The sequence below is a fragment of the Thaumasiovibrio subtropicus genome, from assembly GCF_019703835.1.
GTDB lineage: Bacteria > Pseudomonadota > Gammaproteobacteria > Enterobacterales > Vibrionaceae > Thaumasiovibrio > Thaumasiovibrio subtropicus.
This window is the reverse complement of record NZ_AP023054.1, coordinates 3,116,534-3,143,374: the sequence shown is the minus strand read 5'-3', so window position 1 is coordinate 3,143,374 and position 26,841 is coordinate 3,116,534. Positions and strand designations below refer to the sequence as shown.

At 50.5% G+C, this 26,841-nt stretch carries 17 protein-coding genes; 5 read left to right on the top strand and 12 right to left on the bottom strand.

Going from position 1 to position 26,841, the window contains the following annotated elements; translation table 11 throughout:
• Positions 1-50 precede the first annotated feature (50 nt).
• Positions 51-998 carry a prolyl aminopeptidase gene (pip, locus tag TSUB_RS14000; RefSeq protein ID WP_087022185.1) on the bottom strand — a complete coding sequence of 316 codons (948 nt, stop codon included), beginning with the start codon at positions 996-998 and terminating at the stop codon, positions 51-53.
• 645 nt (positions 999-1,643) lie between these two features.
• Between pip and TSUB_RS13995 the strand changes: the two genes are divergently transcribed.
• A complete protein-coding gene (locus TSUB_RS13995) occupies positions 1,644-1,844 on the top strand; it encodes a YodC family protein (RefSeq protein WP_087022182.1) in 201 nt (66 codons plus the stop codon).
• A gap of 35 nt (positions 1,845-1,879) precedes the next feature.
• Here the strand turns inward: TSUB_RS13995 and TSUB_RS13990 are convergent, their stop codons facing one another.
• The 5 genes from TSUB_RS13990 to mtnN form a co-directional block, all read right to left on the bottom strand.
• Entirely contained in the window at positions 1,880-2,704 is an 825-nt protein-coding gene (locus tag TSUB_RS13990) for a hypothetical protein (protein WP_087022179.1), read from the bottom strand.
• 548 nt (positions 2,705-3,252) lie between these two features.
• Positions 3,253-3,867 (bottom strand): TRIC cation channel family protein, encoded by a 615-nt coding sequence (locus TSUB_RS13985; protein WP_087022176.1) that lies wholly within the window; start codon positions 3,865-3,867, stop codon positions 3,253-3,255.
• A gap of 141 nt (positions 3,868-4,008) precedes the next feature.
• The gene (btuF, locus tag TSUB_RS13980) at positions 4,009-4,893 is read right to left on the bottom strand and encodes a vitamin B12 ABC transporter substrate-binding protein BtuF (protein WP_087022174.1); all 885 of its coding nucleotides are present in this window, start codon (positions 4,891-4,893) and stop codon (positions 4,009-4,011) included.
• Between the two features lie 41 nt (positions 4,894-4,934).
• Complete coding sequence (locus tag TSUB_RS13975) at positions 4,935-5,885, bottom strand: cobalamin biosynthesis family protein (protein WP_343231772.1); 951 nt, start codon at positions 5,883-5,885, stop codon at positions 4,935-4,937.
• Between the two features lie 18 nt (positions 5,886-5,903).
• Entirely contained in the window at positions 5,904-6,596 is a 693-nt protein-coding gene (gene mtnN / locus TSUB_RS13970) for a 5'-methylthioadenosine/S-adenosylhomocysteine nucleosidase (RefSeq protein ID WP_087022299.1), read from the bottom strand.
• Between the two features lie 258 nt (positions 6,597-6,854).
• On the opposite strand from mtnN, the gene TSUB_RS13965 reads away from it, so the two are divergent.
• The 4 genes from TSUB_RS13965 to TSUB_RS13950 are packed head-to-tail and all read left to right on the top strand — an operon-like array spanning position 6,855 to position 11,028.
• Entirely contained in the window at positions 6,855-7,478 is a 624-nt protein-coding gene (locus TSUB_RS13965) for a CDP-alcohol phosphatidyltransferase family protein (RefSeq protein ID WP_087022166.1), read from the top strand.
• On the top strand, positions 7,468-9,222 hold the full coding sequence (locus TSUB_RS13960) for a bifunctional alpha/beta hydrolase/class I SAM-dependent methyltransferase (RefSeq protein ID WP_159064924.1): 1,755 nt from the start codon (positions 7,468-7,470) through the stop codon (positions 9,220-9,222). Before TSUB_RS13965 ends, TSUB_RS13960 begins: the two co-directional genes overlap by 11 nt.
• The gene (locus TSUB_RS13955; protein ID WP_087022160.1) at positions 9,219-10,274 is read left to right on the top strand and encodes a patatin-like phospholipase family protein; all 1,056 of its coding nucleotides are present in this window, start codon (positions 9,219-9,221) and stop codon (positions 10,272-10,274) included. Before TSUB_RS13960 ends, TSUB_RS13955 begins: the two co-directional genes overlap by 4 nt.
• Before the next feature lie 10 nt (positions 10,275-10,284).
• Positions 10,285-11,028: an SDR family NAD(P)-dependent oxidoreductase gene (locus TSUB_RS13950; RefSeq protein ID WP_087022157.1), complete on the top strand. Its 744-nt coding sequence runs from the start codon at positions 10,285-10,287 to the stop codon at positions 11,026-11,028.
• Between the two features lie 60 nt (positions 11,029-11,088).
• Here the strand turns inward: TSUB_RS13950 and TSUB_RS13945 are convergent, their stop codons facing one another.
• The 6 genes from TSUB_RS13945 to gltB (TSUB_RS13920) all read right to left on the bottom strand — a co-directional run bounded on the left by TSUB_RS13945 (position 11,089) and on the right by gltB (TSUB_RS13920) (position 26,387).
• Positions 11,089-11,787 (bottom strand): phosphatidate cytidylyltransferase, encoded by a 699-nt coding sequence (locus TSUB_RS13945; RefSeq protein ID WP_087022154.1) that lies wholly within the window; start codon positions 11,785-11,787, stop codon positions 11,089-11,091.
• Positions 11,788-11,924: 137 nt separating this feature from the next.
• Complete coding sequence (locus TSUB_RS13940; protein ID WP_087022151.1) at positions 11,925-13,337, bottom strand: FAD-dependent oxidoreductase; 1,413 nt, start codon at positions 13,335-13,337, stop codon at positions 11,925-11,927.
• A gap of 12 nt (positions 13,338-13,349) precedes the next feature.
• A complete protein-coding gene (gene gltB / locus TSUB_RS13935; RefSeq protein ID WP_087022146.1) occupies positions 13,350-17,813 on the bottom strand; it encodes a glutamate synthase large subunit in 4,464 nt (1,487 codons plus the stop codon).
• Positions 17,814-18,184: 371 nt separating this feature from the next.
• Complete coding sequence (locus TSUB_RS13930) at positions 18,185-20,098, bottom strand: methyl-accepting chemotaxis protein (protein WP_087022142.1); 1,914 nt, start codon at positions 20,096-20,098, stop codon at positions 18,185-18,187.
• Between the two features lie 282 nt (positions 20,099-20,380).
• Positions 20,381-21,850 carry a glutamate synthase subunit beta gene (locus tag TSUB_RS13925; RefSeq protein WP_087022139.1) on the bottom strand — a complete coding sequence of 490 codons (1,470 nt, stop codon included), beginning with the start codon at positions 21,848-21,850 and terminating at the stop codon, positions 20,381-20,383.
• Positions 21,843-26,387: a glutamate synthase large subunit gene (gene gltB, locus TSUB_RS13920; protein ID WP_087022136.1), complete on the bottom strand. Its 4,545-nt coding sequence runs from the start codon at positions 26,385-26,387 to the stop codon at positions 21,843-21,845. The genes TSUB_RS13925 and gltB (TSUB_RS13920) overlap by 8 nt, the downstream gene beginning before the upstream one ends.
• Positions 26,388-26,841 lie beyond the last annotated feature (454 nt).

Here is a 26,841-nt window from a genome sequence, read left to right as displayed (position 1 = left end):
GCTACGGCGCGGGGTTTTTTATTGGCGCTACGCTTTGCCCCATACCTTGGTTAACACTGCAAGCGATCAATTCCCTCAACCAGCGCTTGGATCATCTTGGTCCCGCCGTGGCCCTCTTCTTCAACGATCAAGAGTTCACTCTTCGGCCATGCCTGATGCAAAGACCACGCGGTATGAGGGGGAGAGCTGATATCCATGCGGCCATGGATCAGTATGCCCGGCATGGCCGCCAGTTTGGTCATGTTATCGAGTAAGTGGTTGTCTTTATAAAAGCCACTGTGGCGCCAATAATGGATCACTTGAGTGGCAAAAATGGCGCGGAACTGCGCATCGTTGAAGGCACTGTATGGGCTAAACCCTGGGTCAAGGGAGACATGAACGTCTTCCCACTGGCACCACGCATCACAGGCGGCTTGCCTGACACGTGGGTCTTCACTGGTGACCTTGGTGTAGTATGCCTCAATCACGGATTGGTCAGCTGAGGGGCTGACGGCATTCACAAAGGTTTGCCACTGCTCGGGGAACAGCTTACCCATGCTTTCAGTGATCCAATGTACTTCGTCTGCTGTGGTTAAAGTCACCGCAGCAAGGGCAAGTGCGCGGACCTGTTGTGGGTGGGCTTGGGCATAGGCGATAGCGAGTGTCGTGGCCCATGACATACCGCACACCAGCCAGTGGTCAATGCTCAGGTGTTGGCGGAGCTTCTCAATGTCAGCGATGAGGTGTTCGGTGGTGAAGCGCGTCAACTGATCGAGCGCTGCAGTAATTAGTGGCGTGCTTCTGCCACAACCGCGTTGTTCAAATGAGACAATCAGCGTGGTCTCGGGATTGAAAAAACGCCGGTAGCCCGTTTTTAACCCCGCCCCCGGCCCACCATGCAAATACAACGCAGGTTTCCCCATAGGATTCCCCGACGCTTCCCAATAAACTTGCATGCCATCGCCGACATCCAGTAAACCGCTATCAAAGCATTCTGATCTTGGGTAAAGAAAATCCATTTTTCCGGCTCCTTGGTGGTGGTAACAACATAGCGGGGTGCTGAATAAGGGCTGCGGATATTACAGTGTCCGTAGCGCGGCGCAAGGGATGAGTAAGATAAGTGTGAATATAAGCAGTTTGTCACTATAGGGTTGAGTTTTGATAATGGACTGCGAGATGAGAACCATCTTCTGGAGGGGATGAGTAAGTTAAGGCGACATTGAAAGCTGCGTGATAGTGATGGTATTGAATCAAAGCGAGTGCAGTGCTTTTGGGTTAAGTTTCTGCTTAATATAGAAGTGCCCCAAAGTGTTGGAAGCATAATTCGAAACAGCGCCACCAATACTACAAATAAAATCATCAAGCCTCGCTAATGTGAGGCTTATTCATGTCTGTTAGCTCGTTCACCAAGGCTGACAAACGAGAGTTTGTCCCGAAATGTTTTACGGAATTGAGTTGTACTCGTTTAATTTTTACATGCTACTCAGTGTAGTGTACCCGAAATGCGAACCTAACTTGTTCGGATATGTTTTGAGTGGAGTCAATTGACTATATCTAAGAAATGCACCTCAATGCTAACGTTAAACTTAGATCACGTTTTAGTTATTGTAACTTGGTTATGCTCAATATGTATGTGGTTGCTTATTTATGGGTAGGTGAATAGTATGGAATTTCAAGAAGGCGATGTTGTTCGACTTAAGTCTGGTGGTCCAGATATGACAGTTATTGAAGTAGATGAAGAGTATGGTTGTTCTTGCCAATGGTTTGATACGAAAGGAAACCTAATGAACTCAAACTTTAACCCCAAAGCGTTGGAAAAACCTAGTGATGATGTAGATATTGTATTTGACGTGATTAGGGGCTAATAAATGATTGGCGGCGGAGAAGCCGCCTTTACCCCCTATTTCAGACGTCCCACGACTTCGTTCATTGTATAGTGAACAAACTCACGCCCAAGTGGAGTTAATTCCCATCGTTTCACATCTTCAAATGGGGACTCTCTGACGTTAGAAGATGACGTTGAGCCTGATGACTTACTCTTCAAATACTGCCCATTGTGATTTGTTTGTCTCTGCTGCCATATAACACCTCCAGTGTTGAGCTCTCTCATAACTAAACCAAACAATCCTGCATCTGAACAGTCGTCACGTGGGACGCTATCAGAGAACGATAACCAAATGCTTCGTTTTGTTATGCCGACGCTTGCAGAAGAAGCTATCGCTTTGATGACCATAAAGTGAATCTCATTATATTTGTCTATCCATTCATTGAAGAGCCTTATCTGGTCATCAGGACATAACCTACTCGTAGCTGCATTTGTCAGTAGGTTCATAATATATCTTCTTTTGTCATTGGTCTCAGCTTCGTCCCAAGAACGGAAAGCTTTTCGAACTAGAGATAAGTAACTTTCTGATTCTAGACGTGAGTCTAGTTCTTCTTGATACTCATTAACTCGTTTGGAGAAGTCATTGAGGTCGTTATATAGCGCTTCTATTTTAACCTTGTGCGTATACAACCATTCTTGATGAAGTCGATTAACTTTACTCTGTTCTCTATCGTTGTGTATATTATTTCCGGCAGCAATCACCCCTCCGACCCATGGTATTACACTCATGGCATTAGCTGCTACCTTAAGAGTACCCTTATGTTTGCCTCCCTCAAGAAGGGCAAGGTCATGGATGATAAACTCCTCTGTTCTGTAACCACTCTCTACGATGTCTGTCATATACACTCCGCATAAAGTTAATATACAACTGGGTGTTTATAGGGTGGTACTGTAGAGCAAGTGAGAAGACAACAGCTTAACTTAGCTCACAGAATTAAGAATTAGTGCTGGAGAAAGAGTTAACTGAAAGATTTCACCATTGCAAGGACAAGACCAATCAAGTGGGTTCCTCTTTTGGTATTCGGATAAATTGTATATATGGTTGGTATAACGAAGTGGTACAAAGGGAAAATTTGGTGTGTTTTTAACTCTTTGTTTAGTAATGCTTTATACTTGCTGGCTTGCAATCGAGAGTTCGAATCTTATGTCTATGCACTTTTTTAACACGTTTCTGTCCAAAACGCGCTTCATACTTTATGACCGCGCCCGCTTCTCCATTGAAAATCATGGAACATTTTCGCTTGGTATAAACGTCGATGTTTTCCGCCAATAGGAGAATGGGAGAGATATAGAAGGTGAGATTGTTTAGGCTTGATCGCCTTTGATGTTGTTGTCTTTGTGCAGCTAGAAGTGATTGCCAGCACGGTTCCGTGTGCTGGCGGAAGGCGTTACGGTTGCTTAAGGGCAAACGTTGGCAAGGATAAATGCCATTTGATGGCGGCTAAGCGAATCGTCAAGGTCGTTACGATACCCGCGAGCATAGCGGCGTTAGTTGGGGCTGAGAGGGCGAGCGCGCCGGTGTGGACAATACCCCCCGCAATACAGGCGGTGGCATACACCTCAGTCCGCAATACCATGGGGATTTCACGCGCCAATACATCACGAATAATACCGCCACCACACCCTGTCATGCAGCCCATGATCACGGCCACAATCGGATCAGCGCCAAACGCGAGCGCCTTTTCAACCCCAATCGCGACAAAGACGGCCAGACCGATGGCATCTGAGACAGGCAATAGATACCAAGGTAAGCGCTTGGGGTTCTTGATCAACACCATGGATAACACCGCGGTGATCATAATGATCCAGATATACACTGAGTTGGTGATCCAGAATACAGGGGTAGCGCCCAACGCCATGTCGCGAATCGTACCGCCACCGATTGCGGTGACTGCAGCCAGTACCATCACACCAAAAGGATCCATCCGTAAACGTCCAGCGAGAATCACGCCGGAAATGGCAAAAATTGCCGTCCCAAAAAGGTCTAACACATAAATCAACATAGCGGTAATCACACCACGAATAGGAACAGGAGTGATGATTGTAAAGAAGATTTATGCGGAGGCAAGACCAATTGCTGGGGAAAAATTGCGCCACATCATTAGGATGGCGAAATCCTTCTCCAGCAGACGAAATGAAGGCGATTACTCGCCTTGATCTTGGGGGCTTTCTTGTGAAGAGAGCGGTTCAATATCAGGGTGCAACTGTCGGCAAACTTCTTCAGCGGCATACAGACTACGCGGGGTTGCGCGGTTGAGCCACGCACTGTTGAGCTGGATGATGCGATCGTTGTCGACCGCAGGGAGTTTGCCCTGCCAACGCTGCCACATTGTGGCATCAATATTGTGGTCACTCGGCATAAAGATCACATCCGGCTGACGATACAGGATCTGCTCAATATTGATCTGTGGGTAGGGAACGCGGCTATCGGAAAATACGTTCTCACCTTGGCAGAGTTCAAAAATAGGCCCGGGCCACGCAGCGGCGTTCATGGTCATCAAAGGCGTGCTGGCGAGTTGATAGAAAAAGCGGGTTGCGTCTGCATCCGCATAACGCTGACGCAGGGCATTCAAATGCGCAGTAAATGCTTTTGCTGCTTGCTGGCCTTGCTCTGGATGCGGTGAATACGTGCTGAGCGTGTTTAAAATGACGGCGATCTGTTCTAAATCCGTGGGGTAAGTATTTAGCACTTCATAGCCTAGTTGGCGCAATTTCAGCAGTTGCTGGGCTGGGTTTCCACCTTCCCACGCCAAAATTAAATCGGGGTCTAAGGCAACAACGCGTTCTAGATTGATGCCACGATGATTGGCGATACGTTCAATGTGATTGGCCGCTTCAGGGTAATCACTGTGCTCACTGACACCGATGATGTAGTCACCTAGACCCGCGGCGAAAGCTAACTCTGTGCCTTGTGGTGATAAGGTGACGATTTTCAGTGGTTTGGCTGGGGCGCTTTGTGCCACAGCGAATGATGAGGTGAATAAAACGTGGCAGAAAAACAGGGATAACAGCAGAGTAAGATTTCGCATCATGACATCTATATCAGTGGTAAGGGTGTGATAAGTGGCGGCTAGAAGACGAGCAACCAAGCGGAACAGAGACCTAACCAGCACCAAAGACGCCAGTAGAGTAGCTGTTGTAATTGAGCTATATGCAGTGCCGCGGGGGCGATAGGCCCACCGACGGTTGGCCGCTCGCGGCGTTGTTCGGCATAAATCGCAGGTCCACCGAGAGACAGTGTTAACTTGCCCCCTGCTGCGGCTAATAGCCAGCCGGGCCCCGGCAGTAGCCAGCGTTCGCCTTGATCCCACAGGGTTTTGATGGTGCCAGTGAGGTTGCGACCAAATGCGAGTAGCAGGGCAAAAAGCCTTAGCGGGATGATTTCAACGGTGGCAAGAATACGGACTGCGGGGAGGCCAAAGTCTTGAAACGCCAATCTGGATGGTGACCAACAACGGGCCATCGACATGGCGAGACGATACAAAATAGCGCCGATACCGCCGGCGAGGCAATACCAAAATAGGACACAGACGACTTGGCGACCATAGGCGAGTAGCAAGGTTTCGGCACTCGCTTTACCTAAACCAACCCGAGACAGCTTGTCGGTTTCGCGGTTTAATTCCAGTGAGAGAAGATGACGGCAGTAGCCAATTCTATCTTCGGCTAACCCTTTACTGAGCCGCTTCGCAAGCTGGTGCGGGTGTTTCCATTCGATCGCAAACCAAAGCAAGGTGAGGTTGAAGAGTGAATCGAACAAGACAAACTGCTTCATTGCCACCAAGGTGATCAACACCGTTAGCCACATCACAGACCAAGCCAGTAAGCCGGAAAGCTGGCGTTGTTTGGCGTTGTCTTTGGGGTTGTTTACTTTGGTCGCAACCGCGATAGCGGTTTGATGCCAAAGGCGAAGGGGGTGAAATTCAGGGGGAATGGGGATCAACCAATGCAACAAAATGGCGCCCCACATTGCTAGCAGGGTGCCATTCTCAAGAAGCAGTGTCATTAGTCCATTAATTGTCACGCTGCTTGTTGCCTCCGATTACTGGTTCAGCAGTTCAACCATTTTCACCGCCATGGCGGATGAGCTTTTCGCGGCGATAGGGAGGAACTCATTGAAGTCCATTGGCGACTCTTTGTCGACGACGTCAGAGATAGCGCGTACCACAACGAAAGGCGTGTTGAACTGGTGACACACTTGCGCAATGGCTGCGGCTTCCATTTCGGCTGCAACAATGCTTGGGAAGTGTTGGCGAATGTAGTCGATTTGTTCTTTCTTGCAGATAAAGGCATCGCCAGAACAGATCAAACCGCGCACCGCGTGGGTCTCGTTATCAAGGGCTTGCTCTGCCACTGTCATCAGTTTTTCGTCTGCGGTGAACGCCGCTGGCTGTTGTGCCATCTGACCCATTTCGTAACCAAACGCGGTCACATCGGCATCGTGATGACGTACTTCACTAGAGATAACTACATCACCCATGGTCAAAGAGCTATCAAAACCGCCTGCCGAGCCTGTGTTAATAACCACATCGGGTGAGAAGCGCTCAAGCAGTAATGTGGTACCAATCGAGGCGGCGACTTTACCTATGCCCGATTGAAGTAATACCACATCTGCGCCGTTGAGTTTGCCTTCAAGCAGTTTGCATCCGGCAACATCGGTCGTTGCGGCATCGGTTAGCAACGATTTCAGGATGGTCATCTCCTGCTCCATCGCGCCAATAATAGCGATTTTCATATTCGGTTCCGTTTCACTCGGTCGTTTTTGTAGATAGGTCAAGAGTGTAGCATGAGTTGGTGACGAAATAGAGCTGCGGGTGGCATTGGTCGCGGTGAAAACGGCCGTTTTTGCCTTGCTGTTCACAATATTAGACAGCATTGAGGTGCATCTTCTCGAATGATAGTCGCAGAGTCGTTATTGTCAGCAGTGATAACTGTACAAGGTTAACTCAAGGTGTTAATGGATACCATAACCGCCTGAATAACAAGGAATGTGATGAGTGTTTACCGATTAAAACCCGCTTTTCAGCGCCTATTGGCACCTTGTGTGCACGGGCTCGCGCGACGCTCAGTCACTCCTAATCAAATCACTGTGGCGACGTTGCTGATCACGGTTGCGGGTGTCGGGGCCATTGCGCTATTGCCGCCCCCTTATTGGTTAGGGCTGCCCTTACTGCAGTTTCTTCGCATGGCATTGAATGCGATAGATGGTCAACTGGCTCGTTTGTATAACCAAATAACGCCGCGCGGCATGTTGCTCAATGAAGTGGGCGATTTGCTGGCGGATGCGGTGGTTTGGCTGGCATTTTTAAGCCTCGGTGTACTGAGTCCTTTTTGGATTGCGGTGGTTGCATTGTTAACGTGGCTGACAGAATTTATCGCCGTGCTGGTAGCGCCAGTGACTGGGGAGCGCGCCAATCATGGCCCGATGGGAAAAAGTGATCGGGCAGTGGTGACTGGCGTGTTCGCGATTATTATCGCAGTGCAACCAAACTGGCTAGTCTACGGTGATGTGGCGTTGATTTTAGTGGCAGGGCTACTCTTGGTGACCGCGAGTCGTCGAGCGATGAAGGTGTGGTCTTTGGTGCCAGAGCAAAAGGATGAAAATAATGGAGAGTAAGCAACACTTTTATGCAGAGGATGGCACCAAGCTAATCTATCGCACGTGGACACCGGAAACACCGCGACATCGCGTGATTGTGATGTTGCACCGCGGTCATGAACACTCCGGAAGAATGGCAGAGATGGCGGCGTTTTATTGTCAGCAGGGCTATCTGGTGTATGCGTGGGACGCGAGAGGCAATGGCGAGTCTGAGGGGGAGCGTGATGCGGCTGATCACTTCACCGATTTTGGTCGTGACTTGCAAACGTTTATGGCACTCGTGGAGACGCAAAGCGGTATTCGGAGTGAAGAGACGGTGCTTATCGCGAGCAGTATGGGAGCAGTGATTGCGGCCAGTTGGCTACATGATTATGCCCCGAGCATTCGTGGACTTATCCTCGCCACTGCGGCATTTGATATTCGACTCTATGTGCCTTTTGCGATGCCAATGCTGAAGTTGGCGCGCAAACTGGGTGTGATGCCAACTGTGTCGAGCTACGTAAAATCGAAGTTGCTGACGCAAGATCGTCGAGAGCAGTTTGCTTATAACGATGATCCGTTGATTTCTTCCTCGATCGCAACCGATCTTTTGATCGACACCCACTACACCGCGCAGCGACTACTTGATGATGCGGGGGCAATCACGACGCCGATCATGATGCTATGTGCTGGGCGCGATTTTGTGGTGTCACGTCGCGCCCAACGACGCTTTTACGAACGACTTGGCAGTTCAATGAAGCAGTGGCGTTACTATCCTGATACCAGCCATGCGATTTTTCATGACTGGCAGCGGCCTGAGGTCTTTGCCGATTGTTTGAGGTTCATTGAAACCCTGTTCGAGCGTGAGTTGCCACCAGTACTGGCAGTGAATGATGATCAACAAGGCTATAGCCGCGACCGTGCTGATGCGGTTCGTTTGCCTTCTTATCACCCCGAGTACGGTTTAACGCGCTTGTCGCTTCATACTTTAGGTAAACTCAGTGAGGGTATCCGTTTAGGCCATAAAACGGGGTTCGACTCAGGGCAGACCTTGGATTATGTCTATCGTAATCAGGCCGCTGGGCGCAGTTTCCTCGGTAAAATGATTGACCGTACCTACCTCAACAGTCCGGGCTGGGTCGGCATTCGTCGTCGAAAACAGTTGCTGGAGTCCTTGCTCACGCGCTACCTCCCTGAATCCGCAACAGCAAGTGTGCTCGATATTGCCGCCGGAAATGGCCGTTATCTTCTCGATAAAGTCGCCTCCCAACCGGCATTGAGCGCAGAGCTGAGAGATTATGCGCCGGAGAACATTGCCGTAATGACGCAGGCTGTTGAAGAAAGGGGGCTAACGGAACGCGTTCGCGTGGTGGAAAAAGATGCCTTTGATCTCGCGAGTTATGATCAGCCCGCGCAGTTTCAGCTTGCTGTCGTCTCTGGATTATTTGAATTGTTTACAGACAATGAACCGCTCTCTGTTGCCTTGTCGGGTATTGCGACTCAGTTGCAGACGGACGGTATTTTGCTTTATACCAATCAGCCTTGGCACCCGCAACAAACATTAATCGCGAAGACTTTGACCAACCATCGCGGGCAACCGTGGTTCATGCGTTGTCGCACCCAAGCAGAAATGGACCAGCTCGTGATGGCGGCAGGATTTGAGAAAGTCGCGACCTATGTGGAACCGGGTGGTATGTTTACGGTATCGGTTGCACGACTTTCATCTACATCTTCGTCAGAAGCGCCACTCGCCGAGCAGGATGTTGAGAGCAACTTAGCATGATAGACGAGCAGCCTTACCAGCATGCACTTGTGTTTAGTGGTGGCGGGGCGCGGTATGGCTACTATTTAGGGTGGTATGCGGCGGCATTGCGTTATGCACGTAAGCCAGATCTTATTGTGGCGAGCTGTGGCGGGGCGATTGCGGCGGCGTTGGTGCGCGCGTTTCCCACTGATCCCCAAGCCCTTTTTGAAGCCCTCGCCAGTAAAAACATGTATCGGTTGCAACAGGCGATACAGCCCCATTCGCAGGCTAATATAGCGACACTGTTTGGCCAGTTAGTTGAGCGAAAGTTGCACCCTTGGGTCACATCGGTTTACCCCGATATTGATGCGTTAGCCCTGTTTGATATTGCGGATATTGCCGCGTGGCTTGCCTTGTTACCGACAGAAACCTCGACGGCAGATTCGCCTGACTGGATTATTACTGCCGGAAAGTTGCTCTATGCTGCGGAACAACAAGGTCATCGTCGCGAACCCCATGGTGATCCGCTCTACGCTGAGCAATGGTTGACGACATCTGCGGTGAAGAAGCGTTGCGCGCATATTGCTATGGAGGCTGCCATGGTTGCAGCACAAAAAAGTGGTACCGTGCTTTCGCAAGCACAATGGAGTGATGCCTTGCCGTTAGCCAGTGCAGTAAGGGCATCGATTGGCGATATCGGTTATCTGCCGACGTTTTCATTTCAACAGACACGCTATATTGGTGGGATGGTCAACTTGTTTCCGCTGGCCTTGGCAAAGTGTCTTGCCCAGCGCGTCAGTGCCGAGAGAAAAGCGCCGTTTAATCCTCACATTGCCACGCCACTCTTTCAGCGCTTTTTTGGGGTCGACCCCAATCAAGGGCGACGGCATTTTCATGCTTTGCCTGCCGATCATTGGCTAGACACAAGTGACAACAAAGCGCGAGTCCCCGGCGTGGGGAAACGGATTGATTGGTTGAAGCAACACATCGCCTTGCGACCCGCCGTCGGTTATTCGGCGTACCGACAACAGATGGAGACACAGTGGCGGTATGGTTTTCAACGCGCAGTGCGTGCTTATTTAACACGGTGAAGGAGCGCGTGTGCAAAAAGTGACAATCATAGGTGGGACAAAAGGCATCGGGCTCGCTTTGGCACAGCATTATGCGCAGCAGGGGAGGCAGGTCACCGTTTGGGGAAGAGATGAGAGCCATGTGATAACGCCTCAGCGATACGAATTTCCTATTGCGGCAGTGGTGGTGGATATTACTGATCGCACTGCGTATCAGCATCAGCTTGCGCAACTGGTATCTGCGCCGCCTGACTTACTCATCTATTGCGCTGCATACTATGAGAAGGATGACCTTAGCCGCGAGGATAGGGGTGTACGTGAACGAATGCGCCGCGTCTGTTTGGAAGGGATGGTGGAAGCATTCTCGCTAGTTGGAGCGGCAATGGTCACACGAGGTCGCGGGCATTTAGTGGCAATCTCATCGATTGCGGGGCTGCTTCGCCCTGAGACAACGTCATATTATGGCCGATTAAAGCGGGCGATGATTCAACAGGCGCAAGTGTTTCAACATGCATTGGGGGATGAAGGGATCAAGGTGACTTGTGCGATTCCGGGATACGTTGATACCGCCCGGTTGCGTGAACTCAACGGTGATGATTTATCATCAAAGCCGTTTGTTGTCAGTCAGCAGCGTGCGGTTGCAGAGATCACTAAGGCTATTGCGATTGGCGCTCATCAGGTGATTTTTCCGCGTCGAATGCTGGGGTTAGCTAGGTTGCTTAATAGACTGCCAGCCTCTTGGGTGATTGCCATTCAAAACAAGCGCAGCCGTTAGGGCCTATATCCTCAAACCACTTCAAAATAAAGGATTCACAAGCCGCCTAGCGCACTGAGTTTACGCCCACAGTATCAACCAAAGCGCGGGTGTGCTCAGCAATAAGCTATCAATGCGATCCAGTATCCCGCCGTGGCCGGGAATTAACGTCCCCATATCTTTAATACCTTGTTGCCGCTTATAAGCGGAAACAAGTAAGTCTCCTGCAATCCCCAAGCTTGATAGTAAAGCGCCGTAACTGGCGGCGCGTAGTGGCGAAATCTCTAATAACCACGGGGCAATGAAGCCGGCCAATAGGGTACTAAACAGCACGCCGCCAATCGCACCTTCTTGTGTTTTATTAGGGCTGACCGCCTCATACAGTTTGTGCTTGCCCCAGCGTTTACCACACAGATATTGAAGGACATCATTACCTTGGGTAAGAAGCAACAACAGCACGAGGAGAAGCGTTTCTCCGCGTAGCGCTAAAGTGATAAATAAACCAAGGTGTAAAGCGGTAAGCAAGCTGACACAAAGCGGCATTGTCCAACCACGGGCGAGTTGCGTATTTCGGTAGATCTCTGCGCTAGCCAGTAGGGCGATGACACTCCAAAGTAGCGTTAAACCATTCGGAATCCCTACTGCACACAACAAGATCGAGAGCATCCAGCTCCAGCTGCGGATACGTAAAAACAGACTGCTGCGCTTATCTTTAACAATAAGCTGGCCAATCAAACTGAAGGATAACGTGATGAAAACAATGATAAATGCCGGAGTCATGGTGCCATTCTATTGCTATGGGACTGACATTATGGCGTAGGGGGGAGACGTTAAACCCTTTCAATAGTGAGAAAGGTGAACTTGGTCGGAGAAACAGCGCCGCCAGAGCGGCGCTGTGCTAGAAGTAAAACTGCGGGTTACACCTCAAGGTAATCTAAGATGCCTTCGGCGGCTTGGCGACCTTCCCAGATAGCCGTCACTACTAAGTCTGAGCCGCGCACGGCATCCCCCCCTGCAAAGATTTTCGGGTTAGTGGTTTGGAACTTAAACTCACCATGCTCTGGGGCGATGACGCGTCCCCATTGGTCATGATCAACCCCGAACGCATCTAGCCAAGGCTTTTCATGGGGTTGGAAGCCAAAAGCCATGATCACCGCATCCGCATCTAAAGTGTGCTCACTGCCTTTCACGGGCTCGGGTCGACGACGTCCTGCGTCATCAGGCTCCCCCAATGTTGTCCGAACGACACGGACACCGCTAACCTTGCCTTGCTTATCCACCTCTAACCCCAAAGGTTGCAGGTTAAACATGAAATTGACGCCTTCTTCCTTGGCATTTTTTACTTCACGTCGTGAACCGGGCATGTTTTCTTCATCTCGGCGATACGCACAGATCACATTGCTCGCGCCTTGGCGAATAGAAGTGCGGACACAATCCATTGCGGTATCCCCGCCGCCGAGTACAACAACGCGCTTGCCTTTCATATCAATAAAAGGCGTGGTTTGCGGTAAATCCATCACTTCATTGGTATTGGAGACCAAGAAGGGCAGCGCATCGTAAACGCCGGGAGCGCCTTCATTCTCTAACCCTGCGCGCATATTTTTATAGGTACCGACCGCAAGAAACACCGCATCGAACTCATCAAGCAGCGATTGCATGGTGACATCTTTACCGACATCGGTATTGAGACGAAACTCGATGCCCATATCCGTAAACACCTCACGACGGCGTATCATCACTTCTTTTTCAAGCTTGAAAGAGGGGATTCCAAAGGTAAGCAATCCGCCGATTTCAGGGTAGCGATCAAAGACAACGGGTTTGACGCCATGGCGCACCAGTACATCTGCGCAGCCAAGCCCCGCAGGGCCTGCACCAATCACCGCGACACGTTTATCGGTCCATTCGACCCCCGACATGTCAGGACGCCATCCCATATCAAAGGCTTTGTCGTTAATGTACTTTTCAACATTGCCAATGGTGACGGCACCAAAGTCTTCATTCAGTGTACACGCGCCTTCACAGAGGCGATCTTGCGGGCAAACGCGCCCACAAACTTCAGGCAAGGTGTTAGTTTGATGTGAAAGCTCCGCAGCTTCGAAAATACGTCCTTCATTGGCGAGCTTTAGCCACTGTGGGATGTAGTTGTGGACCGGGCATTTCCATTCACAGTAGGGGTTACCGCAGCCTAAACAGCGGTCTGCTTGCGCTGACGCTTGTTGCTCGGTAAAAGGTTCATAAATCTCAACGAACTCAATTTTGCGAATATCGAGCGCCTTTTTTGGCGGGTCGATGCGGGCAACGTCGATAAATTGGTAAACGTTCTGGCTCATACAGACTCCTTTCTACTGGGCTTGAACGCGCAACTCGGCGGCTGAGCGGCTTTGATGACCTAACAGGGTGTTAATATCGGCGTTTTTGGGTTTTGCCAGATAGAAACGCAGTAGCCATTGATCGAAATCGGCAAGGATGTCGGCGGCGCGGCTCGAGCCTGTGAGTTCAAGGTGTTGGTCAATTAACCCACGTAAATGTTCTTGGTGAATAGGGAGTGTGCTAATGGGCACCGCTTCAACCGACTCGGTATTAATTCGGCCGACAAAATCGCTTTGCTCATCAAGAATATAGGCAAACCCGCCTGTCATGCCGGCGCCAAAGTTGACACCGGTATGACCCAGAATGGCGACAATGCCGCCTGTCATGTATTCGCAGGCGTTGTCACCCGCACCTTCGACCACCGCAATGGTGCCTGAGTTACGTACCGCAAAGCGTTCTCCCGCTTTGCCCGCAGCAAAGAGCTTGCCGCCAGTGGCACCATAGAGACAGGTGTTGCCCATGATGGTGGCCTGATGGGATTTAAACGCGCTACCAGGATGAGGACGTAGCGTCAGCAAGCCCCCCGTCATGCCTTTGCCGACATAGTCATTGGCGTCGCCCGTTAAATGCATATTGAGTCCGCCCGCGTTCCAAACGCCAAACGACTGTCCTGCTGTGCCGGTTAGGTGAAGCGTAATTGGATCGCTCGACATGCCTTGGTTGCCGTATCGGCTAGCAATTTCACCAGAAAGGCGCGCCCCGACAGAGCGATCTGTATTGCGAATGTTATGCCAGAAACTGGCACCACTGCGGCTCTCTATCGCCGGTAGCGCCTCGTGCACAAGGCGATTGCTGAGCTCGGCATTGTCGTAAGGGGCATTGGATTCAGAGCAGTACAAAGTCTTGCCTGCTTGTGGCTCGACGGTCGCTAAGATGGCGCTGAGATCGAGTTTTTGCTGTTTGGCGGTTAAGCCGGGTAAGACTTCAAGGAGTTCTGTACGACCGATGAGATCGGTGAGTTTCTCGACCCCCAGTTGAGCCAATAACTCGCGGACTTCGTTAGCCAAGCCTTCAAAGTAGGCCATGACTTGTTCAGGCAGGCCTTTGTAGAAGTCTTGACGCAGCTTTTCATCTTGCGTAGCGACGCCAGTTGCACAGTTGTTGAGATGACAGATACGCAGATATTTACAGCCCAGCGCGACCATGGGCGCGGTGCCAAAACCAAAGCTTTCTGCCCCTAAAATGGCTGCTTTAACGACGTCGAGCCCAGTTTTTAGTCCGCCATCCACTTGAAGGCGAATTTTATGGCGCAAGCCGTTTGCAACGAGTGCCTGTTGGGTTTCAGCAAGGCCTAACTCCCAAGGGCTGCCCGCGTATTTGACTGAGGTGAGTGGGCTAGCGCCAGTACCACCGTCATAACCAGAGATGGTGATCAGATCGGCATAGGCCTTAGCGACACCGGTTGCGATAGTGCCGACACCGGGCTCAGAGACGAGCTTGACCGAGACCATCGCACTGGGGTTGATCTGTTTGAGGTCGAAGATCAACTGCGCCAGATCTTCGATGGAATAGATGTCATGATGCGGTGGCGGCGAAATGAGCGTGACACCGGGCACGGAATAACGCAGCTTGGCGATTTCGGTTGTCACTTTGTGGCCCGGCAGTTGCCCACCTTCACCTGGCTTGGCGCCTTGCGCGACTTTGATCTGGATGACATCTGCATTGGAGAGATAATGGGGCGTCACGCCAAAGCGTCCAGACGCGACCTGTTTGATCCTTGAGTTTCTTTCGCTGTTAAAGCGGCGTGGATCTTCGCCCCCCTCGCCTGAGTTGGAATAGCCGCCTAAACGGTTCATCGCAATGGCTAACGACTCGTGCGCTTCTGGGCTTAACGCGCCAATCGACATGGCCGCGGAGTCAAAGCGTTTGTAAAGGTCGCTCGCCTGCTCAACCTTGTCGATGGGGAGTGGTTGTTCGCTTGGTTTGAGCTTGAGTAGATCGCGGAATGCGGCAGCAGGGCGCTCATTGACGGTTTTTGCGAACGTCGCATAGTCGTTGGCACTGCCAGATTTAACCGCTTGTTGCAGTTGGCCAACAACATCGGGGTTATAGGCATGGTACTCGCCACCATGGACATATTTGAGTAACCCGCCGTTATCAACTGGACGGCGTTTTAGCCAAGCGCGGCGAGAAAGATTGTAGAGATCTTGCTCGAAATCGCTGAAGTTGGCCCCTGATATACGGTTAGCAACGCCGTGGAAGCAGAGATCAACCACGTCTTGGTGAAGTCCTACGGACTCAAAAAGTTGCGAACAACGGTAGGAGGCAATCGTCGAAATCCCCATCTTCGACATGATTTTGAACAGCCCCTTATTGATGCTGTTTCTAAAGTTGAGCATGACATCGCGATAGGACGTGGCGATCACGTTACTGTCGACCATCTGCGCCAGTGACTCATAGGCTAAATACGGGTAAACCGCGGTGGCGCCAAAGCCGAGTAGCACCGCAAATTGGTGTGGGTCGCGTGCGGTTGCTGTTTCGATAACGATGTTGGCATCGCAACGCAAGTGTTGATCAACTAAACGCTTTTGCACCGCGCCCACCGCCATGGCTGCGGGAATGGGTAGGGTTTCTTTACTGATATTGCGGTCTGAGAGTAAGACCATCACCGCACCTTCACGCACCGCTTTCTCCGCATTATCACAAAGCGTCTGGATAGCCTGCTCAAGACTCGCTTGCTGCGGAGGGTAGTTTATATCGATGACTTGGTGCTTGTAGTGTGGTCCTTCGAGGTTGATCAATTGCTGCAAATCAGAATAGAGCAGCACGGGTGAACTAAATGCGATGCGATGGGCATGACCATCCGCTTCACAAAAGACATTCATCTCTTGGCCGATGCAGGTTGCCAGTGACATCACATGCTTTTCACGCAGCGGATCTATCGGCGGGTTGGTCACTTGCGCAAATTTCTGGCGGAAGTAGTCAGTGACGAGGCGCTCTTTACTGGATAGCACCGCCATCGGTGCGTCATCTCCCATCGAGCCTGTGGCTTCTTGGCCCATTTCCCCCATGACGCGCAGCACTTGGTCTAGCTCTTCATTGCTGACCGCAAAGAGCTTTTGATAAATCTTCAGTTTGTCCGCGTCGAAATCCCGTTGTCCTACCTGCTCATCTGCCAGTGATTCAAACGGGGTTAAGCGGTGTACATTGCTGTCCATCCACTCTCTGTAAGGGTGACGGCTTTGCAGTTCATTATCGATATCTTCTGAGTGCCACAGTTTACCCGTACGGGTATCAATGACGAGGAGTTCCCCCGGGCCCACACGGCCTTTTTCCGCGACTTCATCAGGGGCGTAATCCCAAATGCCGATTTCGGATGCCAAGGTAATGAACTTGTCTTTGGTGATCACATAGCGAGCAGGACGTAGGCCATTGCGATCGAGGTTACAGGCGGCATAACGGCCATCTGACATGACAATGCCAGCTGGGCCATCCCAAGGCTCCATGTGCATGGAGTTAAAATCGTAGAATGCGCGCAGAGCCGGATCCATGTCGGGATGGTTTTGCCAAGCGGGTGGCACCAACATACGCATGGCTCGGAACAAGTCCATTCCGCCCGCGAGGAAAAGCTCTAGCATATTGTCGAGGCTGGAAGAGTCAGAGCCTGTTTCATTGACGAAAGGCGCGGCACTTTGTAAGTCGGGCAGGAGCGGTGAGGCAAACTTGTATGCTCTCGCTCGTGCCCATTGGCGGTTGCCTTCGATGGTATTGATTTCGCCATTGTGAGCGAGATAGCGGAATGGCTGAGCCAGTGGCCAGCGTGGCTGTGTATTGGTTGAAAAACGCTGGTGGAAGAGGCAGATAGAGGTTTCTAGTCTGAGATCGGCTAAGTCGAGATAGAAGCGAGGTAAGTCAGCCGGCATGCAGAGCCCTTTGTAGACGACGACTTGCGTTGAGAGACTACAGATATAAAAATCGCTATCTTCAGCTAACCGTTTTTCGATACGACGACGGGCAATATAGAGGCGGCGTTCGAGATCTCGTGGTTTCCAACCCGCGGGGGCGTTCACTAACACTTGCTCAATTTGCGGTAAGGATTTGCTTGCGATTGGCCCTAATACAGCAGGCTCTATGGGTACATCTCGCCACGCTGCAATCGTCGTGGTCTCTTGGGCGAGTTCTTGACTGATGACATCACGCGCTTGTTGCGCTTTGACAGGATCGCGGCTAAGAAAAATCATCCCCACGGCAAACACGTTGGCGAGTTGCCAGCCGCTCTCTTCAGCAATGGTTCTGAAGTATTCTTCGGGCTTTCGAAGTAGAAGGCCACATCCATCGCCCGTTTTACCATCTGCAGCAATGCCGCCACGGTGTGTCATGCGATCCAGCGCCGAAATGGCCGTCCTGACTAATCGGTGGCTTGTTTCACCCTCCATGTGGGCGATTAACCCAAATCCACAGTTGTCCTTTTCAAGGCTCGGGTCATACAGTGTCATAGCATTTCTCCCTACATCACAACGGCCACCTCCTGTAACCAGTCGGCGGTACGCTTTGCTACTTGTCTGTCGCGAAGGTACCCAGTGTGTGGGGGAGCTATCCTGCTCAACGATACCTTCCAGTGTTTGTGTTCTTTTTTGATTATTAGATTAATAATTGCTCGACCCGACAAATTAACAATATCTCAACAAGTGGTCAACATGGCGCATAACTCTTAAAGGGGCATGCGTTTATGAGTATGTTCAGTGTAGACGTATTTCTAGAGAGGAGAGGTGGGTCATGGAGCAGAAAGACAGAGGGGAACGATGGGTGATCTCTGTAGCCAATATCAGAAATGGCGCACCCCGACGCGGTCGGGGTGCGAATCGGGTTAGAGCTTGAAGCCGCTCACTAGCGTATCAAGTCGTTGCGATAGGGTGCGCAGTGATTCGCTGGCATCAGCAAGTTGTGCGGCGCTGTCGGCACTGTTCTGCGTATTGTGATTGATGTCTTCGATATTGGTATTAATCTCGTTGACCACGGATGACTGCTCTTCTGTTGCAGTCGCTACTTGAATGTTCATATCCGATATCAAGCTAATACGGGCTGAGATCGCTTGAAGCGCCTGTGAGGCTTTGTCAGCGCCTTGAGCTCCTTCCTCACTCAGAGATTTACTTTGTTCCATCGCGCCGACCGCTTTTCCTGCTTCACTTTGGAGGCGATTAATCATCTCTTGTATTTCATCCGTCGAAGCGGCAGTGCGACTTGCGAGACTGCGCACTTCGTCGGCGACCACAGCAAAACCGCGACCTTGCTCACCAGCACGTGCGGCTTCAATGGCAGCGTTCAATGCGAGCAGGTTGGTCTGCTCTGAAATACCACGAATCACATCGAGAATACTGCCAATCGCTTGGGTGTTTTCTGCCAGCGACTCAATAGTCGCAGCAACGCCATTCATATCTTCAGCAAGTTGAACAATGTTCTCTCGCGCCTGTGTCACAACGTTTTGACCCGTTGCGGATTCCGTTTCGGCATTCTGGGCTGCATCGGCTGCTTGTGCTGCATTGGCGGCAATCTCGTTAATGGTTGCGCCCATTTCGTTGATTGCGGTGACGACTTGTAGAATACGGTCACGTTGATTATGGCTGTTGTCGAGGGTGAGGCGCGATTGATCGGCGACGGCCTCTGCGGCAGAGCGCAGGCTGTTACCTGTATCTGCAACCTCAGTGACTGACTGATGAATCTTGCTAATAAAGCCGTTGAAGCCTTGTGCTAGTTGCGCGAGTTCATCATTGCCTTTGACGTCGATGCGGTGACGCAGATCACCTTCGCCTTCACCGAGATCGGTGAACACTTCGGATAGCTTGGTAATTGGGCGTGTAATGGTGTTGCTGAGCCAAATCGCGAGTAGGCCAAACAAAATGACGGTGCCGATGGTCCAAAGCAAAATCTCGCGAGCGACCGCATCAATTTCAACAAAGGCTTCATCCGTTGGAAGTTCGGCGACAACATACCAATCCATCGATGGGATATAGCTTGCAGCGACTAAAATATCGATGCCATCGCGCTCGATTTCGACCAATGAGAATGCTGACTTATCAAGAAGGTGAGCGACACCATTCCCATAGTGTTGGCGCAAGGTGCGGTTGCCCGCAATGCTATCATCACGGTGAAGACGAATCATGCCGCTGGCATCCGCCATGTAGATAAAGCCTGTGTCTTCTAATTGGAATGTATCGAGGAAACGTACCATCTCATCGATGGATTTCGACAATCCTGACATGCCGACGCCATTGAGTTCTTGATAGTTCAGGAACATCTTTACGTCGCCATTCTCTTCTTCGAAGACGTTAACCATTCGCTCGTTGCCCGTATCGCGAAATGCATAGAACCAACCATCTTGCTGGTGGTTTAGGCGACGCAGGTAACCCGCCTGATTCCAGTAATCCCCTGTTTGGCGGTTCGCGACCGAGGCATCAAAAAGGTCGTATTGCTTGCGCACAGAACGAAGTACATCAATGACATCCTCTTCACCAGCAGGATCCTGTGTTTCTTCAATGCGTTCATGCACCAACTGGTTAGTCGCAAGCTGCTCGGCAGCAGCGAGGAGTAGCGAGATTTCCTTATCAATTTGATTGCGGATCTGCTGCAGGGTGGCGGGCAGCTCTCGCTCAATCAGACGTTGCTCGACAACATTGTGCGCTTGACGTTGACTGATAACACTAACCAAAGTGGTCGCTGCTAGCACAGCAAACACCATCGCAAACGTCAGCTTCTGACGAATGGTAAGTTGATTTAGCTTCATGGCTTATCTCGTATAGGGGCGAAAATCGGCATTAGTCTAAGGAATAATTCGAGATAAAACTATAGATGTAAGCAAGGTTTCCATTCGTGGTACGTAACTTGACGGCCAGTCTGAAAAGCGTGTTATGCACTAAAAGTCATTAGGTTTGCAATCTCGGGCAGCCTAGAGACGCGGTGAGAAAGGTAACTTGGTGCAGAGTAAAGAAAAAGCCAGTCGGTTGACTGGCTTTGAGGAGATTAGGTTGCTTAAACTTGCGTCAACTAATTCTGACAGTGTACTCAATTACACTGAAAGCATCAGTGAATCGGCTTTTGCTTCGAGGTTTGAACCACCCATCAGGTAAGCATCAACCGCACGTGCTGATTCACGACCTTCATTGATGCAACGTACCACCAACGATTGGCCTGTACGCATATCACCAGCGGCAAAGACGCCATCTTGGTTAGTCATGAAGCCTTCTGTCGCAACGTTACCACGTTCATCGAGCGCGATATCAAGTTGTGCAAGCACACCATGCGGTTCTGGGTGTAAGAAGCCCATTGCCAAGAACGCCATATCACAAGGAATAATGCGCTCGCTGCCTTCGACTTCGTTAAAGCCAGGACGTTGACCGGGTTGTGCTTCTTCCCACTTGATATCGGCAATGCGCAGTGCTTTAACGTTGCCCTTGTCATCACCGATGAACTCTTTGGTGAGGATATTCCAGTGACGCTCACAGCCTTCTTCATGAGAAGTTGAGGTGCGAAGGATCATTGGGTACTCAGGCCAAGGCTGATTTGCGGGACGCTTTTCAGGTGGCATCGGCATGATTTCAACTTGGGTGATGCTCGCTGCGCCGTGACGATTTGAAGTACCAACACAGTCAGAGCCAGTATCACCACCACCAATAACGACGACATGTTTGCCTTTCGCATGAAGCTCTTCACCTTTGAGGTCCATGTCGTTAGCACGGCGGTTGTTTTGACCTAGGAACTCCATCGCGAAGTGAACGCCATTGAGCTCACGACCCGGAATCGGCAGGTTACGCGGCACAGTTGAACCACCCGTGAGGAGGACAACATCAAACTCTTGGCGCAACTGCTGCGCATTGATATCAACACCGATGTGCGCATTCACCTCAAATTTGATGCCCGCTTCGGCCATCAAATTCACTTTACGATCAATGATATCCATACCGAGTTTGAAATCAGGGATACCAAAGCGCAAGAGACCACCGACTTTCTCATCACGCTCGTAAACGGTCACACAGTGGCCAGCGCTATTGAGCTGTTCAGCCGCCGCAAGACCAGCAGGGCCACTGCCGATGATGGCAACGGTTTTGCCAGAACGCTTACGTGGCGTTTTAGGTTTGGCGTAACCTTCACGGTAGGCAGTTTCGACAATGGTCTTTTCAATGTTACAGATAGTGATAGGGTCTTGGTTGATACCCAAGACACAGGCCGTTTCACATGGCGCGGGACAGACCCGGCCAGTGAACTCAGGGAAGTTGTTGGTTGAACTGAGAATGTTCCACGCTTCTTCCCAACTGTCGCGATACACCGCGTCGTTGAACTCTGGGATGATGTTACCAATCGGACAACCGTTGTGACAGAAAGGTACACCACAGTCCATACAACGTGATGATTGCTCATTGATTTTTTCACCGAACTCTTGGTTCAGTACGAACTCTTTGTTGTCCTGAATACGTACTTCAGGGGCAACTTTCGACGGCAACTCGCGGCCGTGCTCGAGAAATCCAGTTGGCTTACCCATTGATCGCCTCCACTTCCTTGTTTTCAGCTTCCGCTTTACGCTTCTGTAGTACTGCTTTGTAGTCTCTTGGCATGACCTTCACCATCCGGGTGAGGTTATCTTCGAAATTACCAAGGAATGTTTCTGCAACCGAGCTACCTGTCAATTCGACGTGCTTGGTTAGCATCTCTTTCAGTAGTACTTTGTCTTCTTCTTCGATTGGATCAAGATCCACCAACTCTTTGTTAAGTTTGGTTTCGAAGTTTTCGAACTGATCCCAGACGTAAGCGACACCGCCACTCATACCTGCTGCAAAGTTACGGCCTGTTTGACCTAGAATAACGGCCACACCACCTGTCATGTATTCACAGCCGTGGTCACCCACGCCTTCAACGACAACTTTGGCACCTGAGTTACGTACACAGAAACGCTCACCGGCCATACCACGAATGTAAGACTCACCGGAAGTTGCACCGTAGAAACAGACGTTACCGACCACGATGTTATCTTCTGGAATGATGTCAGACTTCGCATCTGGGTAAAGTACCAGCGTACCGCCAGAAAGCCCTTTACCCCAGTAGTCGTTGGCATCCCCTTCAACTTCAAAGGTCACCCCTTTGGCAAGGAAGGCACCGAAGCTTTGGCCCGCACTACCGTCGAACTTCACTTTCATCGGTTGAGGCAGACCTTTGTCTTTGTAAATCTTAGAGATTTCGTTAGACAACATCGTACCGGCGCTACGGTCAGTGTTGACCACTGGGAAGCTTGCTTCGACTGCAATGCCTTCGTAAAGTGCCGGCGCAGCCGCTTCGATGAGCTTGCGATCCAGTACCGCTTCAAGGCCGTGGTCTTGCTCACGTTGGCAGTAGTTGCCATCGATATCACGGGCTTCTTCAATGTGCAGTACAGGTGACAGATTCAGGTTCTTGTATTTCCAGTGACCGATGTCTTGACGGATACGCAGTTTCTGCGATTGACCGACCATCTCATCGATAGAGCGGAAACCAAGCTCTGCCATGATTTCACGTAAACCTTCTGCCATGTATTTGAAGAAAGTCACGACGTCTTCTACGCGACCATCAAAGCGCTCACGCAGTGTTTTGTTTTGGGTTGCGATACCGACTGGGCAAGTGTTCAAGTGACACTTACGCATCATGATACACCCTTCAACTACCAGTGCCGCTGTTGCAACACCCCACTCTTCGGCACCCAGTAGCGTTGCGACTGCCAAATCACGTGGTGTTTTCATCTGACCATCACTTTGAACAACGATACGGTTACGTAGGCCGTTTTTCAGTAGTGTCTGGTGTGTTTCTGCCAAACCCAACTCCCACGGTAGACCCGTGTGGCGGATTGACGAGATAGGTGAAGCACCCGTACCACCATCAAAACCAGCAATAAGCACAACGTCTGCTTTTGCTTTCGCAACACCTGAAGCGATGGTACCGACACCCGCTTCCGAGACCAGTTTCACGTTGACACGTGCTTCACGGTTAGCATTTTTCAAATCGTAGATAAGCTGTGCCAAATCTTCGATTGAGTAGATATCGTGGTGAGGTGGTGGCGAGATGAGGCCGACACCCGGAGTCGAGTGACGTGTTGCACCGATCCAGTCATCGACTTTGTCACCTGGCAACTGACCACCTTCACCTGGCTTCGCACCTTGTGCCATCTTGATCTGAATCTCTTCAGAGTTAGCAAGGTAGTAAGAGGTAACGCCGAAACGACCTGAAGCAACCTGCTTGATCGCTGAACGTTCCCAATCGCCGTTTTCTTTCTTCTCGAAGCGTGCTGGGTCTTCACCACCTTCACCCGAGTTAGATTTTGCGCCAATGCGGTTCATCGCAACGGCAAGTGTCGAGTGGGCTTCGTAAGAGATAGAACCGAAGCTCATTGCCCCCGTCGCAAAGCGCTTCAAGATGCTTTCAACCGGTTCAACGTCCGCCAGCGGAATGCTACCTGCTGGGTTCTTCACGAACTCAAGTTGGCTGCGTAGAGTTGCTGCATCATCGCCTTGTGAGTCAACTTCGTGGCAGTACTGTTTGAACTGGTCGAAGTCACGGTTACGGGTCGATTTTTGTAGTAAGTGAATAGTTTCAGGGTTGAACAGGTGTTTTTCACCACGCTGTTTCCACTGATAGACACCACCCACATCCAGCATTTGTACTGGGATTTCACGAGTTGGGTAACCTAGGCGGTGACGAATAAGGACTTCTTTCGCAATGTCATCGATGGTTAAACCTTCGATACGTGAAACCGTACCGCTGAAGTATTTATCAACGACTGATTTGCTAATACCCAGCGCTTCGAAAATCTGCGCGCCATGGTATGACTGCAGAGTAGAGATACCCATCTTCGAGAAGATCTTCAGCAAGCCTGCGTTAACAGCTTTACGGAAGTTCTCGAACAACTTGTCTGATGGTGTTTCAGGGTCAAGTTTGCGACGCTTCTGTAGGTCAATGATGGTCTCTGTAACTAGGTATGGGTTGACCGCATTGGCACCGTAACCCAGCAGGGTTGCAAAGTGGTGCGTTTCACGTGCATCACCGGTTTCGACCACGATGTCACATTTGGCACGCAGACCTTTGCGAATTAGGTGGTGGTGTACTGCACCGACCGCCAGCATCGCTGGGATAGCGGCGTGGTTAGAGTTTACAGCGCGGTCAGTCAGGATAATGATGGAGTAGCCATCGACAACCGCATCTTCAGAGTACTGACAGATACGCTTCAGCGCGCGCTCTAGCTTGCCATCTTCGCCACTGGCATTGAACACGATATCCAGCGTTTTTGCTTGTAGATGCTCGTTATCAATCGCACGCAGCTTTTCAAGCTCCGCATTGCTCAGGACTGGAGATTCAATTTCGACTTTAAGGCAGTGCTCAGGCGTTTCTGTTAACAGGTTGTGGCTCTTACCGAGGTAAGTCTTAAGCGACATGACCATGCGCTCACGGATCGGGTCGATCGGCGGGTTGGTTACCTGTGCGAAGAGCTGCTTAAAGTAGTTAGAAAGATGCTGTGATTGATGCGAAAGCACGGCGAGTGGCCAGTCAGCACCCATCGCACCGAGCGGTTCTTTACCGTCACGCGACATCGGTACGATGATTTCGTTAACTTCTTCACTGCTCACACCAAACGCTTGTTGGTGGTGCATCAAGCGCTCTGGACTTGGCTGATGATGCATGTTGTCTGCTTCTGGCAGCGCATCCATGTTCAACAGGTGTTTCTTCACCCAGTCTTCATAAGGTTGTGCTGTCGCGATTGAGTCTTTCACTTCTTCATCTGAAATGATGCGACCTTGCTCTAAGTCAGCAACGAAGATACGACCCGGCTGTAGGCGACCACGGTATTGAATGTTCTCTGGCTCAATCTCAACAACACCTGACTCAGATGCCATCACAAGGAAATCATCTTTAGTGACTGTGTAGCGAGATGGGCGTAGGCCGTTACGGTCAAGCGTTGCACCGACTTGCACACCATCGGTGAAACACACAGAGGCTGGGCCATCCCATGGTTCCATGACATTGGCATGGTACTGGTAGAAGGCACGGCGTTTTGCGTCCATGGTGTCGTTTTCTTGCCATGCTTCTGGGATCATCATCATCAGTGCATGTGGCAGCGTACGACCAGAAAGAACGAGAAGCTCAAGCGCCATATCGAAGTTGGCAGAGTCTGAGGCACCTTCTTGGCAGATTGGCAGCAGCATGCTGAGCTCTTGCTCAGTGAACAGCTCAGAGTCGAGCAGGGCTTCACGTGCCTTCATCCAGTTAAGGTTACCGCGAACGGTGTTGATTTCACCATTGTGGGCAATGTAACGGAAAGGCTGAGCCAGACGCCATCTTGGGAAGGTGTTGGTCGAGAAACGAGAGTGAACCAGCGCCAGCGCGGTCACCATGGTTGGGTTCTGTAGGTCTAGGAAGTACTGAGGTACCTGCTCAGTGGTGAGCTGACCTTTGTAGACAAGTGTCTTGTATGAGAAAGAGTTAATGTAGAAATCGTCACCGATGTTAGAAACGCTTTCTAGGCAGACACGTACTGTATAGTTTCGAAGTACATAAAGTTTACGCTCTAGGACCGCTGGATCCATGTTCGCGCCGCCGGTTACAAACACATGTTCGAATTGCGGTTCAGTACTTAGCGGATCTTCACCGATCATCGAGTTATCGGTAGGCAGTACGCGGTAGCCAATGACTTCGAGATCAAGGCGCTTCGCATTGCGCTCTAGGATGTCACGACATTGCTCGCGTTTGTGCTCATCTTTCGGGAATAGCACAACACCGACACCATATTGTTCAAATGATGGGAGTTTAATGCCAATCTTTTGGGTCTCTTCTAGCAGAAACTCATGTGGTTTCTGTAGCAAGATACCCGCACCATCACCACTGCAAGGGTCGCAGCCCTGACCACCACGGTGTTCCATCCGTGCCAGCATATCAAGTGCTTGGGTGACGATTTGATGAGATTTACGATTCTTAAGGTGGGCAACAAAGCCGATACCACAGGCATCATGCTCCATTTCAGGCACATAAAGTCCCTGAGCCTTTTGCTCTAGATCTGTCATAGATACGTCCTTCCAGTGTCAACAGGCTCTATTCCGTGGCCTGTCTTGTCCTTAGTCCTAGTGCTTGCCGAGACCAGAGAGCAGTCTGTTGAGGGCAAGCACGCGTTTGCACATAGCTGATTTTGCGCAAACGAATCCTTTTTGCATGCACTTAAAGATAGTGAAACATGCTAAGAAGTTTTATTAATTATGATTTATTCGCTGTTTTTAGCGATATAACGGTATATCCCATTGCTCAGAAAATACACATTTATGTAACTATCCTACAATTTTGACACTTTAATTACCAACAAAAGTTTGCGGTATGTCATAAAAAAATCCCTAACTCTCTATAGGCAATCGTTTTCTTGGTGGGTTTTTATACCATTATTGATAATGAACTCGACTAAAGTTGAATAGATTCTGCATTTGAATGCGAAGAGTGACGTGCTACAGCCCAATAAAGTGTTGAAAA

Coding starts and splice junctions, on each gene's coding strand:
- pip (WP_087022185.1), bottom strand. CDS start 998: ATGGATTTTCTTTACCCAAGATCAGAATGCTTTGATAGCGGTTTACTG.
- TSUB_RS13995 (WP_087022182.1), top strand. CDS start 1,644: ATGGAATTTCAAGAAGGCGATGTTGTTCGACTTAAGTCTGGTGGTCCA.
- TSUB_RS13990 (WP_087022179.1), bottom strand. CDS start 2,704: ATGACAGACATCGTAGAGAGTGGTTACAGAACAGAGGAGTTTATCATC.
- TSUB_RS13985 (WP_087022176.1), bottom strand. CDS start 3,867: ATGTTGATTTATGTGTTAGACCTTTTTGGGACGGCAATTTTTGCCATT.
- btuF (WP_087022174.1), bottom strand. CDS start 4,893: ATGCGAAATCTTACTCTGCTGTTATCCCTGTTTTTCTGCCACGTTTTA.
- mtnN (WP_087022299.1), bottom strand. CDS start 6,596: ATGAAAATCGCTATTATTGGCGCGATGGAGCAGGAGATGACCATCCTG.
- TSUB_RS13965 (WP_087022166.1), top strand. CDS start 6,855: ATGAGTGTTTACCGATTAAAACCCGCTTTTCAGCGCCTATTGGCACCT.
- TSUB_RS13960 (WP_159064924.1), top strand. CDS start 7,468: ATGGAGAGTAAGCAACACTTTTATGCAGAGGATGGCACCAAGCTAATC.
- TSUB_RS13955 (WP_087022160.1), top strand. CDS start 9,219: ATGATAGACGAGCAGCCTTACCAGCATGCACTTGTGTTTAGTGGTGGC.
- TSUB_RS13945 (WP_087022154.1), bottom strand. CDS start 11,787: ATGACTCCGGCATTTATCATTGTTTTCATCACGTTATCCTTCAGTTTG.
- TSUB_RS13940 (WP_087022151.1), bottom strand. CDS start 13,337: ATGAGCCAGAACGTTTACCAATTTATCGACGTTGCCCGCATCGACCCG.
- gltB (WP_087022146.1), bottom strand. CDS start 17,813: ATGACACTGTATGACCCGAGCCTTGAAAAGGACAACTGTGGATTTGGG.
- TSUB_RS13930 (WP_087022142.1), bottom strand. CDS start 20,098: ATGAAGCTAAATCAACTTACCATTCGTCAGAAGCTGACGTTTGCGATG.
- TSUB_RS13925 (WP_087022139.1), bottom strand. CDS start 21,850: ATGGGTAAGCCAACTGGATTTCTCGAGCACGGCCGCGAGTTGCCGTCG.
- gltB (WP_087022136.1), bottom strand. CDS start 26,387: ATGACAGATCTAGAGCAAAAGGCTCAGGGACTTTATGTGCCTGAAATG.